Origin of the sequence: Alteromonas sp. S167 (genome assembly GCF_036864375.1) — a bacterium.
GTDB lineage: Bacteria > Pseudomonadota > Gammaproteobacteria > Enterobacterales > Alteromonadaceae > Alteromonas.
Map to the genome: position 1 here is coordinate 15,448 of NZ_JAZETR010000009.1, position 12,237 is coordinate 27,684.

The following is a 12,237-nucleotide window of genomic DNA, read 5'->3' on the forward strand; positions in this document are numbered from 1 at the left end:
TATATGTCTGATGCTGAACGTTTCAGCTATAAACCATCACTATCAGAAGAAGCATGCCGTTGGCTGTATTCATTGCTTCTCGTGGTACTTATTCCTTTGGTTTATTTTCAGCTTGCTGCAAAAAGTAAGAAAGAAAAGTCGGCGCATAAGTCGCGCTTTCTTGAAAGAATAGGCTTTGTACCTCGTTCAAATGAAAAGAGCGGGTACTTGTTTCACTGTGTTTCTGTTGGTGAGGTTGTAGCGGCGTCTTGTTTAATAAAGCGTATCATGGCGCTTAATCCTTCCACTGCTATTACGATTACCACAACCACCGCAACGGGCTCAGCGCGTGTGAAGGCCATTTTTGGCGATAGCGTACAACATTTTTATTTACCCTTTGACTTACCTTTCTCTATGAACCGCCTGTTAAGGCGCGTACAGCCAAAAGCGGTGTTTATTACTGAAGTAGAATTATGGCCGAATTTAATTCACGCGTGCTGGAAAAAGCATATTCCATCTATCGTGATTAATGCGCGAATGACAGAACGCTCTGCTAAGCGCTATAACAAGATAAGTAAGCTATTTATGCCGATGCTTTCGAAGGTTAGTCATGTGTGTGCTCAAGGCCAGCGTGATTACAATAACTACAAATTGCTTGGCATAAATGAAGACAAACTTACGCTTACAAACAATATTAAATTCGACCAGGCAGCATCGGTTCAAGATACAGGTCAAAATACACAGCCAGGCTTTTTAGGGCTTTCATCTACCGCTAGACCTATATTTGTTGCAGGAAGCACTCACGAGGGTGAAGAGACCGTCGTAATAGAAACGCTAATAGCATTATTAAACGATGATTCGCTGTCATTCACAGCGTCAACGTCGCCGTTAGTTATCATAGTACCTCGCCACCCAGAGCGTTTTGCTCATGTTGAAAAAATACTGGAAGGCACGCCATTACGTTTTATCAAAAGCTCTGATGCTATCAGCGTAGCTGACGATACAAACATTGTGCTACTTAATGAAATGGGCAAATTGAACAGCGCTTACAGCGTGGCGACGTATGCTTTTGTAGGTGGCTCTATTGCTAATAAAGGGGGGCACAATGCACTTGAGCCCGCTGCTTTTTCATTACCCATCATGATGGGTCCTAATAGGTATAACAACCCTGTAATTTGCGAACACCTCTCTGAGTGTGGTGCACTTTCAATTGTGACTAATGCGGCCGATATGACAGCATGCTTAAAGCATTGGATCCAAAATTCTTCAGCGGCAGTTAAGGCGGGTAGTGCAGGGAAAGAGGTGTTACAACAGAACAGCGGTGCTATTGATGTAACGCTTAAATGCATAAGCAAGTACGTCACTATATAAAAGCAATCTGCATAGAAAAGATAGAGACTAATTGATTACCAATTGCAGTATGATTGCGCTGACAGCCCACTTTAGTTGTGTGAAATGTAAACCCTAAAATGGTGCGTTAAACATAATGAAGTGCACCACAAAGATATAGTCACCGCTTAAGATGCTTCTAATTCTTCTTCGCTTATAAAGTAAGTCTATGAAAGATAAAGCTTTTGAAAAACTGGTTCACTGTTTGCTATGTATGTCATCGACAGTGTGAATTCCGTAAAACAAAAACAGCAACGCTATAGTTAATAGCACGGTGTCGCATGTTCTCCAGGGAGAGGCCTCCTGCCATTGGGCAGGAGGTTTTCTTACTTTATGCCTTATCTACTCTTTCTTTACTCTCTGAGTTTTGCTCGGGTGCTATTAAGCTAATCACGCGCCAACCTGCTTTAGGCTCAATGCTATTGCCATTGATAAACGTGAAGCTTTTTCCTTCGCTGTTAATGGCAATAAGGGGGGTTGCACGTTCACCATATTGGCTAATGTATTGTTCGTAGCTAAACTCTTCAGACAGCCTTGTGGTTTTAACTGCTGCACCACGTGAAATGGCTGACGCTAAAAACGCGTACGTTACTCCTTCGTCAAACAGTGTTAATTTTTTAGCGTACTGTTCACTTACTTGGTGGCTAGGTCGAGTAGACTGCTCGTTATTGGTTAATGCCCACACTTTTTCCTTATCAAGCGTGTATTCAAAGTGATAGGCAATAAGCGGGTTTAATTGCTTATAGGGTGACATGATAAGCACGGTGCCAAACGACGCGATATCCAAGTTTCTTGCTGCGTGGTCAGACATTGGGTTTCCGAAATAAACTGGAATTTTCATCATTCTAGCTTCGCGAATAGCATCCCAGTTTGTATCTGCAATGGTAACGTCTAACTTTTGATTCATCATTTCACACGCTAGTGCGCGATTGAACTTACTTCCTCCAAAAATTAAATAGCCTGTGGGAGCTGGCGCACGTACTTTAAGTATCTGTGCTACTGAACGCGAGGTCAGGCTTTGTACCACTACTGTTGCAATGATGACCATAAACACCATTGGCACAATAATACCTGCACCTTCGTAACCAATTTCCTCTAGCTTTAAAGAAAAAAGTGCTGATACGGCGGCCGCTACAATACCTCTTGGTGCTATCCAGCTCAGCAGCGCAAGCTCATTAAGTTTAAGGCCAGTGCCAATAGAAGACGCTAACACTGATAACGGGCGCGCTACAAACATAACTGCAGCAAGTACAATAACCGAGCCCCAGCCCACATCAATGACCGACTGCAGATTAAGCCTTGTGGCGAGCAAAATGAATAAGCCAGAAATTAACAGTACACTTAGGGTTTCTTTAAACTCTAATATGTCTTCAACTTCCACGTCTTTCATGTTGGCCAGCACCATGCCAGTAATGGTTACCGCAAGTAGACCGGATTCGTGTGCAACGTAATTGGAAGCGGCAAATACGCCTAAAATGATGGTTAAGACTGCAGTGTTTAAAAGGTAATGAGGGATCCAACCCCTTCGTATTGAAAGCCCTAATAAATAACCAGACGCCAAACCCAACACCGAGCCAATACCAATAGTTTTACCGAACGCGATGATTGTATGTGTAATAGCGTTGTCTTGAGAAGCGACGATAAATTCAAATACCAATACCGCTAGCAATGCACCGATGGGGTCGATAACAATACCTTCCCAGCGCAAGATGCTGGCTAAATTGGACTTGGGTCTCACGGTACGAAGCATGGGGACAATTACCGTAGGGCCGGTAACTGTAACGATGGCACCGAACAAGAATGAAAGCTGCCATGTAAGGTCAAGACTAAAGTGCGCTGCGGTAGCGGCAACAATCCAGGTAACTACAACGCCAATTGAGCACAAATTTCTCACCATATTGCCGTGGCCAGCAATGTCGCTGAATTTTAGCGTAAGTGCTCCTTCAAACAAGATAATAGCTACCGACAGTGACACCACTGGAAACAGTAAATTGCCAAACAGTGCATCTGCATTTAATACGCCAAATACTGGACCTACAATAATGCCCACGATAAGCAGTGGTAGAATTGCAGGAAGCCTAATCTTGTAGGCCAAATACTGACAACCAATGGAAAGTAGGCCAACAGCTACAAGGGATAGAAGCGGGTCTGACAAAATGACATCCTTAAAGTGTTTAGTGGTATTGCATCGTCCGTAAAGCTAAATAACTGTGATAAAAAGACTTTATGCTACAAATTATTAAATAACTATACGTAGACGTCTTCAGTTTAGACCAACAAGCCGAATTGCGCTTTTAAAGTGTCTACTGTGGACGCAAGGTCTGATACTATTCTGGTTAGCGTTATTTATTTTGTCTTTTTTCTTTTTGGGGAGCGTAACGTTTGCGCCATTTTATAAATGTTTCTTTGATATGCTTTGTAGCAATTTGCCTTTCGGCGTGCAGCAGTATTTACAAAGAATCATCTAAAAACGCCACTATTTCTAAGGTTGCTGAGCTTGCAAGTGAACTTGAGGAAACTTCCGGGCTTTATTGCTCTACCAACACACTCCTTTCTATTAACGATTCAGGCAATACCCCAGTTGTTTTCACGTTAGATTATGAAGGTAATATAATTCATCGCACCCAGTTGGCGGTTACCAATAAAGACTGGGAAGCAGTTACCGCAGATGAACACGCTTTATACGTTGCAGATGTAGGCAACAATAAGGGCAAACGTGACGTGGTAGAAATATACAAAGTACAACGTGATAACGTTAACAGCATTAAAGCACTTAACATTCGGTACCAAGGGAACGACGTCACCAGTAATATTCCGTATGCACACGACTTTGATGCTGAAGCAATGATAAAAACAGGCAACGGATTATTGCTATTTTCTAAAAGCTGGCGTTCGTTTGTAACGAAGATCTACAAGGTTGACGAGACTAGTGCACAACAAACGCTTTCTGCTTTCGCAACCATTGAAGGGTTACCAGGTGTGGTAACAGGGGCCGATTTCGATAGTACCCGTAATCAGTATGTTGTGGTTGGGTATCGTTCAGATCCGTTTGGAAATTTTGCGGCATTTCTTGCAACAACTTCTGCACAATTTGAAGTGCTTAATTTGTGGCCGTTAGAAGACTACAAGCAGGTTGAAGGCGTGTGTGCAGACACTAAAGGCAACTATTGGTTTAGTGAAGAAGCTATCGATTCTCGCCCTGCATCACTGTCGAAAATGGTAATAAATTAAATTTTTTGATTATTTAATTAGTTAGTTATTTTTTGCACTCTATTCGTCATTAGGCTAATACCCAACTTCGTACTTTCCTGTCTATACTCAAACGAAGGTTAAACGAACGCGTTATTTTAAACGCTAGGGGCAGCAGAAGTGCAACGACTCACCAAGCCATTGGTAGTGCTGTGTTTGGGCGCTAGTCTACTTACGTCATATGCTGCAACAGCATCTGTGATTGAAAAAGCCGAGCAGTGGCTAAACAGTTACAGCGGCCATGATAATCCTTTCTCGTTAACCCTCACCAAAAACAAAATTCAGTTTAAAGGATGTAAGCAAAAGCAATATCAGCTGGCCTTTAGCCAACAATTTACCAGCCAGTTCAACTTAGAAGCTGTGGTTTATTACAACAAGGGGCGATTAGATGATGGTGTTCTATCTCAGCGCGTGAGAAGCCATGAATTTGAGGTGGTAAGCTGGTGGGACAGAGGAGACTATCGCGTTGGCCTTAGTCACAAAGTACGGCCACGACACGAAATGCGTGTTCCTATTGCAGGTGCAATTCAATTACCTACGAGTACTACTGCGGGGGTGTACGTTGAAGTACCGTTTAATGATAACAGTCATATTCTTACTATAGGTGCACTGCAAGAATCATGGGATTCAGACAGTGCTTCGGCCACATTACCATGGCGCACAAGCACTGATAATCAACTCACGTTTCAATACGCCGTCGCTTTTTAAACGATATATTACAATTTAAAACGGCTTACTTCGGTAGACAGTTCGTGGGCCAATTCGTCTAGCCTGTCACTCACGTTCACCAGCAGTTGTGTAGCGTTCAATGTCTCTTCACTTGATGCACTAATATCGTTAATATTTCGGCTTAGGTCTTCTACCACAGTAGTCTGCTCTTCAGTTGCGGTAGCAACTTGAGTGTTCACGTCATTAATATGTGATATTTCTTCAGCTATGTCTTGCAGCAGGCGGTCAATTTCATTGGTTGCAGCTACAACATCATCTGTACGCTCTCTACTCGACTCCATTTGTGATACCGCTGTTTTTGAGTCTTGCTGAAACTTATCAATTTTAACCTGAATTTCGTCAGTTGCTTGTGCAGCGCGCTGAGCAAGCGTGCGTACTTCGTCCGCCACAACAGAGAAGCCTCTTCCATGGTCGCCAGCGCGAGCAGCTTCAATAGCGGCATTTAGCGCAAGTAAATTAGTTTGCTCTGAAATACCTCTAATGGTATCTAGTATGCCGCCTATCGCCGAGGTATGGGCATCAAGTGACTGAATGACGTTACTTACGTCTTCAATTTGCCCCGAAAGTCCAGTAATAGCATGCACGGCACGCTGCGTTACTTTTCGACCGTGTGCAGAGTTAGATGTTGCAGTATTCGCGTTCTGTGCTGCTTGTGTTGCAGACTGGGCAACCTCGTGTACAGTGCTTCCCATCTGGGTAAGTGCAGCTGCCGCTTGCAGCGTTTGATCGCGCTGGCTCTTGGTTGAAAGCTCAGTTTGATGAGATTGCTGTGCAAGGTCTTGCGAAGACGCCTTTAATGCATGGCTGGTTTTGGCCACTTGAGAAATGGTGCCGTGTAGATGGTCAATAAAACTATTAAAGCCCTCTACAAGACGTGCAATTTCTTTTTGTTCAGGCATGGGAATACGTGAGCGCAAGTCACCCTGTCCTTGTCCCAACTGTTGGAAAACATCAGCCAGTGATTCTAAAGGACGAGTGAGTGTGCCGGCTAGCCATATTCCAATCAGTGCAAAGCCGCCAGCGATAGCAACCGACCACAGAATAATCTGTCGACTGCCAGCATTTATAGAGGCATAAAGCTCGCTTTCGGGTACCTGCGCAATTACATACCAACCTGCTTTTTCGACATACGTACTCGCAAAGAGCAGTGTGCCTTCGTCATGTTCGCTCGTGGTCATGGCAAAGTCTTGTTTGGTTAATAACCTGCCGGCCGCTTTGTTGTCACTCAAAGTGCTTAGTTTAGCTTTGCCCAGCAGATTTGTATCAGGGTGGGCAATGATAGTACCGCTGCCATCAACCAAGTAAACGATGCCGCTTTCTGCAATTTTCACTTTGTTAATGATGCCAAGTAGTTCGTCAACAGATTTAGCAACACCCGACATACCTCTGCCATTAAGCTGCTGGTAATTAGCGAATAAGCGATAACCTTGTCCAGGTTCGTTATAAAGACTTAACGAGATAGGTTGACCGCTGTCTTTGTAAGCGAAAAACCAGCCGTCGAATTCATCGTTTTTTAAAACCCGCAAAAAGCCGTCTTGGTTCCAATATTTGTAAGTCTGTCTATCAACGAACGAGGCAACCGTTAAATCGTTAAATGCCACTACATCGTTCAAAAAGTTCAGTAGTCGCTGTTCTCCGTCCTTGTTTGCTCCCTCAGAAGACCAAGCAAGTATGTCTGGGTTTGACGCGATACCGTGGGCGACCGTAAGCATCACACTTGCTTCTCGGTCAACGCGGTTTCCAATTTGCTGTAATAAAGAGGGGAGTTGCTGTGTCTCAACGTTCTCTTTTACCAAATCGTGAGCGATCCATTGGCTAATCGAGCCCACCAAGATAGAAGCGGCAAGCACCGCAATCATTAAAGATATAATTAGTTTTTGTTTAATACTGAAAGTCATTACTTTCGACCACGTAAGTTAATGCTGAAAAATGACGTGGCATTGCAGGCACCGCAACGTCTCATAGTGTTATTTATCATCGGATGAAATGTGCGCGATTTCATTATTATTGTTATCTGCGCAGTCTAGTTATCGACCTAAACATATTAAAGTTTAGACTTTTGAGTAATAGATCGTGAGCTTTGAATTGTGCGTTAAAATTGACTGTTAGGTCAATAAAAAAGCCACTCTAAGAGAGTGGCTTTAACATAAGTGAATAGTTTTACGTACTATTCTTCGGTGCTGCTGGGAATAGGAAAGCCTCGATCTCGCATTAAGGCATCCACTTCTGCATCTCTGCCGCGGAACTTGCGGTATGCTTCAGCAGGATCCATTGCATTACGCACAGCAAACAAATACTTCACTAAGCGGTCGCCAACTTCTTTATCGTAAAATCCGCCAGGCGCTTCCATAAATGCTTCAGCAGCATCAGCAGTAAGTACCTCTGCCCACATGTAGCCGTAGTACGCTGCGGCATAACCCTCACCAGAGAAGACATGACCAAAGTGCGGAGAACGATGACGCATCACAATCTCTTCAGGCATGCCCAGCTTGGTAAGCTCGTCACGTTCAAAGGCATCTGGCTCAATTTTACTAGGGTCCGTAGTATGGTACTTAAGGTCCATAATGGCTGAAGCCATATATTCAGTAGTTTTGAAGCCTTCGTTGAATGTCGACGCTTTCTTAATTTTTTCTACTAATTCTGCTGGAATCGGCTCACCAGTTTCATGGTGTACCAAGAACTGATTAATCACCTCATCGGTAGTTAACCAACGCTCAAGCAGTTGTGACTGGAACTCGGTGTAGTCGCGTACGCCTGAATGAGATGATGGGTATTTAACGTCAGAAGCTAAGAAGTGAAGCGCATGGCCGAACTCGTGGAAATACGTTTCTGCATCGTCAAATGAAATAAGTGTAGCTTCGCCCTCTGCACCTTTCACAAAATTCGAGTTGTTTGACGACAGCACCGTTTTCTTGCCATCAAAGGTCGTGTACGAGCGATACGTTGTTGCCCATGCACCAGAACGCTTACCTTTACGCGAGAACGGGTCTAAATACCATAGGCCGATATGTTCGCCGCTGTCTTTGTCGGTAACTTCCCATACTTTCACATCGTCATGGAAAACAGGTACTTTGCCTTCTTCAACAGGTGTGAAGTTAAAGTTGAACAAGCGACCTGCAACATAGAACATTGCTTCACGAAGCTTATCTAGTTGAAGGTATTGCTTAACTTCGTTTGAATCTAGGTCGTACTTGGCTTGGCGTACCTTTTCTGCGTAAAAGCGATAGTCCCATGGCGCAATAGTGATATCTGCACCTTCGGCATCAGCAATAGCCTGCATGTCTGCCACTTCTTCCTCAACGCGGGCAATGGCTGCAGGCCACACCTTCATCATTAGATCCATGGCGTTTTCTGGATTCTTCGCCATACGATCTTCTAAGCGCCACTGGGCGTAGTTTTCGTAGCCTAGAAGTTCAACACGCTCGTCGCGCAACGTTAGAATACGCTTAATAATGGCATTGTTGTCGAAGTCGTCTGCGTTGTCACCACGGTTGTAGTATGTGCGCCATACTTTTTCGCGTAGTTCACGGTTGGTTGAATAAGTTAAGAACGGGTCCATCGAAGAACGAGTGTTAGTAATCGCATACTTACCAGACTCACCACGTGATTCAGCGGCAGCCTTCGCGGCTTTTACAAAAGAGTCAGGAAGCCCGTCAAGCTGGTCTTCAGTGATGTAAGTCACGTAGTTCTCTTCATCCGCAAGAATATTCGATGAAAACTTCGTATGCAGCGTGGCGAGTTCTTTATTAATTTCAGCGTAGCGTTTCTTTGCTTCATCATCGAGCGTAGCGCCATTGCGTGCGAAACCGTTGTAGGTCATCCACGTAATACGCTGTTCTTCAGCTGTTAAGTTCTTTAGCTCTTCCGACTCATAAACCGCTTTTACGCGTTCGAAAAGCTTTTCGTTTTGTGTAATTTGGGTGAAAAATGCCGACATTTTAGGCGACATTTCTGCTTGGATTTCGCGGAACTCGGGGCTAGATTTGTTTGCACTCCAAATACCGTAATAAGTGAATACTCGGCCAAGCTCTGCGCCAGCGCGTTCCATTTCTACAATTACGTTTTCAAATGTAGGCGGCGCTTCGTTGTTTGCAATTGCTTCAATTTCTTTCATGTTAAGCGCCATTGCTTGTTCAAGCGCAGGCTTCAAATCTTTAAGGTTCATTTTGTCGAAGGCAGGTACGCCGCCGTATGGCCCTTTAAACTCTTGCAACAGTACGTTTTCAAATTGTGCTTGTTCAGATACCGCTTCTTTCTGCATTTCTGTGCTGGTGCTTTCTGGTGCTTTTTGTTCTGAGCAGGCACCTAGTGCTACCACTACCGCCATTGCGGTGAGTGATGATTTAAATTTACCCATGAGTTTTCCTGTCTATTTTTATCTTAACGTTTTTTGACAAATATCATCTTAAGGTAATGTAAATGTAAGTTAAATGCTCTTTAACGTTAATGTATGCATTACAACGGCATATACAGCTAAATGGCGTTTTCAGTAAAGCTACATATCAATGACAAGGTTCTGGCCTCTCTTTTAAATTAAACTGCATGACTTTGGAACAGTATTGAAAGTGAAACCGCTTTGTGATGTATTTGGATTTAACAGAACACAATATGGATATTGAAAGTTATGCAGGGAAGGTCCCCAAATATAAAGGTGACAAAAAGGCTAAATAAGGCTTTGTTCTGGTGTACGCCAGGGATTATGTCGCTTCTCTTTATCGCTAACATATATCGCAGCGATGGCCAATCGAGCGCGGTATCGGCGTTAATTATCGTTATTGGTATAGCCTTTTGGGGGTATTCAAGAAGTGCCTACTATATAAGAAAACACCCTATTGAAACGCTTATTCACAATGACGGTGAATATATTGTGTTTCATCAAATGTACAAGTTGCATGAAGGGTCTATTAAGCTTAAATGCGACAGCATTTATGCGTTTAACTTTGGCTATCACTACTTAGGCGTAATAGTAGGAAACAACGGTAAAGGGTTCGACTTTCAATACCCGCACAAATCTGAAGTGATTAAAGCAAGGTTGCGCGAAGTGATGGGTGAGGAAAGATTCAACCAAGCGAAGATAAATGTGTGAAGTACCTGTAATTCGTAAAAAGCCCAGTACTTACAAAATACCGGGCTTGTAAGATGAAAAACGTGAGGTGCTTGCCCCTTTAAGCAATAATGGCTTTTGCAAATATCGCTAGGCCAATCTTACTAAGCAAATACCACGGTTTTATTTCTGTGAATAATAACGCGGTCTTCCAAATGGTAGCGTACGCCGTGGGCAAGTGCGGTAACTTCACAATCTTTACCTTTTCGCACCATATCTGCCGCACTGTCACTATGACTTATACGTTTAACGCTTTGTTCAATTATAGGGCCTTCATCTAAGTCTTTCGTTACGTAATGGCAGGTTGCACCAATAAGTTTCACGCCGCGATCGTAGGCTTGCTGATACGGCTTAGCGCCAGCAAAACTAGGCAAGAAGCTGTGATGTATATTAATGGCTTTCCCTTCTAGTTCTTGGCACAGCGAGTCTGGAAGAATCTGCATAAAGCGCGCAAGTACAGTGAGGTCTATTTTGTACTCTTGCAGCAACGTGCTTATTTGGGCAAAAGCAGCTTCTTTTCCCAACGCTTTAAAATCAACCCAGTGGAATGGCACTTTATACCAGTCGGCAAACTGCTTCATTTGCGGGTGGTTGCCAATAATAACCGGAATATCACAGTGTAGTTCGCCTGTATGCCAGCGGTGTAACAGGTCAACTAAACAGTGAGACTCTAGGCTTGCTAAAAGCGCAACGCGTTGTTTTTTTGCAGAGTCACTTAACTTCCAATTCATTTGATATTCGTTAGCAAGCGGCGTGAACGCATCAACAAAACTTTGATGGTCTAGTTTTAACGAATCGGTACTAATTTCGTGTCGCATGAAGAAACGGCCAGTCTGAAGATCGGTGTGATGACTGGCTTCAACGATAGTGGCGTTGTGATCGGCTAAGAACTGGGAAACACTGGCGACAAGCCCTATTTGGTCGGGGCAGTCGATAACTAATCTAAATGTTTGTTGCATGAAAATTTTGATAATCGAAAAACGGTCTATCTTTGTACCGCTGCCATTAAAAGAAGTAAAGGCAAATAAGGCGCGCCAGGTCAGGCTAAAAAAGCATAAGTCATTCTAGGGCGTGTTACTCGTCCGTAATACCGCGTCTAAGCTTTTCTCTTACCGACATACTATGCTTTAGCGCCCAGGAATGACGAATAGGGTAGGTCACCCCTTGTGGTGTCGACACCGACTCGAAGAGATGAAACGCCGACGCATGTACTTCAACGCTCGGACTGTATAACGGCAATGGTAGTGCCGCGGTGGCTTTTCTCACCATGGTTACATGAGGCTTGTAAGGCTTGTTCTCTACTTGAATGCTGGCGCGGCGCGCTGCCTTTCTAGATGCTTTTGCCAGCAACATCAAAGGCTCAGGTGGATTATCTGGTGCGCTAAACAAGATTTTTGGCCCATTCCATACACCCGTACTGTCAAGAGTCAGGCTGAAAGGCTCTGCTACAAGGTTGTCTAGCTCGTAAATTAACGCTTCGTGCTGACGATGTGTAATGCTGCCAAGAAAGCACAGCGTTATATGATAGTTCGCCGCTGGTACAGCGTAGGGCTGCGTAGAGCCTTGAGGACCACCGTTAGAGAAACCTTTCGCGGAAGATGGTGTTATTTGACGAGGCATGACTTCGGGCAGAGCTTGCTGGCGCCAACTGTCTAGTGCCAGCTTTTCTGTTGCGCTTAAATCCAAACCAATAAAACACCGCATATCACACCTTTTTAAATCGAATGTCGAAAGCCAAATTACAGCAATAACATATGTTCAGAAGGCAAGCGTTTAGCACGTGCCTT

The 12,237-nt window shown here is 43.9% G+C and carries 9 protein-coding genes; 4 read left to right on the forward strand and 5 right to left on the reverse strand.

Annotated features, from left to right (window positions below; all coding sequences use genetic code 11):
• The first annotated feature begins 3 nt into the window (after positions 1-3).
• Complete coding sequence (locus tag V7R35_RS13980; RefSeq protein WP_334015517.1) at positions 4-1,350, forward strand: 3-deoxy-D-manno-octulosonic acid transferase; 1,347 nt, start codon at positions 4-6, stop codon at positions 1,348-1,350.
• Between the two features lie 349 nt (positions 1,351-1,699).
• Here the strand turns inward: V7R35_RS13980 and V7R35_RS13985 are convergent, their stop codons facing one another.
• Positions 1,700-3,523 carry a cation:proton antiporter gene (locus V7R35_RS13985; protein WP_334015518.1) on the reverse strand — a complete coding sequence of 608 codons (1,824 nt, stop codon included), beginning with the start codon at positions 3,521-3,523 and terminating at the stop codon, positions 1,700-1,702.
• Between the two features lie 227 nt (positions 3,524-3,750).
• Between V7R35_RS13985 and V7R35_RS13990 the strand changes: the two genes are divergently transcribed.
• On the forward strand, positions 3,751-4,599 hold the full coding sequence (locus tag V7R35_RS13990; protein WP_334015519.1) for a hypothetical protein: 849 nt from the start codon (positions 3,751-3,753) through the stop codon (positions 4,597-4,599).
• 138 nt (positions 4,600-4,737) lie between these two features.
• Complete coding sequence (locus V7R35_RS13995) at positions 4,738-5,325, forward strand: hypothetical protein (protein WP_334015520.1); 588 nt, start codon at positions 4,738-4,740, stop codon at positions 5,323-5,325.
• A gap of 8 nt (positions 5,326-5,333) precedes the next feature.
• Here V7R35_RS13995 and V7R35_RS14000 read toward each other — a convergent pair whose 3' ends face one another.
• On the reverse strand, positions 5,334-7,244 hold the full coding sequence (locus tag V7R35_RS14000) for a methyl-accepting chemotaxis protein (protein ID WP_334015521.1): 1,911 nt from the start codon (positions 7,242-7,244) through the stop codon (positions 5,334-5,336).
• Between the two features lie 269 nt (positions 7,245-7,513).
• Positions 7,514-9,703, reverse strand: a complete 2,190-nt coding sequence (locus V7R35_RS14005) for a M3 family metallopeptidase (RefSeq protein WP_334015522.1) — start codon at positions 9,701-9,703, stop codon at positions 7,514-7,516.
• A 342-nt stretch (positions 9,704-10,045) separates the two neighbouring features.
• On the opposite strand from V7R35_RS14005, the gene V7R35_RS14010 reads away from it, so the two are divergent.
• On the forward strand, positions 10,046-10,432 hold the full coding sequence (locus V7R35_RS14010) for a hypothetical protein (protein WP_334015523.1): 387 nt from the start codon (positions 10,046-10,048) through the stop codon (positions 10,430-10,432).
• Between the two features lie 122 nt (positions 10,433-10,554).
• On the opposite strand, the gene purU is transcribed toward V7R35_RS14010, so the two are convergent.
• Both purU and thpR read right to left on the reverse strand, forming a co-directional pair.
• Entirely contained in the window at positions 10,555-11,409 is an 855-nt protein-coding gene (gene purU, locus V7R35_RS14015) for a formyltetrahydrofolate deformylase (protein ID WP_334015524.1), read from the reverse strand.
• Between the two features lie 115 nt (positions 11,410-11,524).
• Positions 11,525-12,154 carry an RNA 2',3'-cyclic phosphodiesterase gene (thpR, locus tag V7R35_RS14020; RefSeq protein WP_334015525.1) on the reverse strand — a complete coding sequence of 210 codons (630 nt, stop codon included), beginning with the start codon at positions 12,152-12,154 and terminating at the stop codon, positions 11,525-11,527.
• Positions 12,155-12,237 lie beyond the last annotated feature (83 nt).

Coding starts and splice junctions, on each gene's coding strand:
- thpR (WP_334015525.1), bottom strand. CDS start 12,154: ATGCGGTGTTTTATTGGTTTGGATTTAAGCGCAACAGAAAAGCTGGCA.
- purU (WP_334015524.1), bottom strand. CDS start 11,409: ATGCAACAAACATTTAGATTAGTTATCGACTGCCCCGACCAAATAGGG.
- V7R35_RS14010 (WP_334015523.1), top strand. CDS start 10,046: ATGTCGCTTCTCTTTATCGCTAACATATATCGCAGCGATGGCCAATCG.
- V7R35_RS14005 (WP_334015522.1), bottom strand. CDS start 9,703: ATGGGTAAATTTAAATCATCACTCACCGCAATGGCGGTAGTGGTAGCA.
- V7R35_RS13980 (WP_334015517.1), top strand. CDS start 4: ATGTCTGATGCTGAACGTTTCAGCTATAAACCATCACTATCAGAAGAA.
- V7R35_RS14000 (WP_334015521.1), bottom strand. CDS start 7,244: ATGACTTTCAGTATTAAACAAAAACTAATTATATCTTTAATGATTGCG.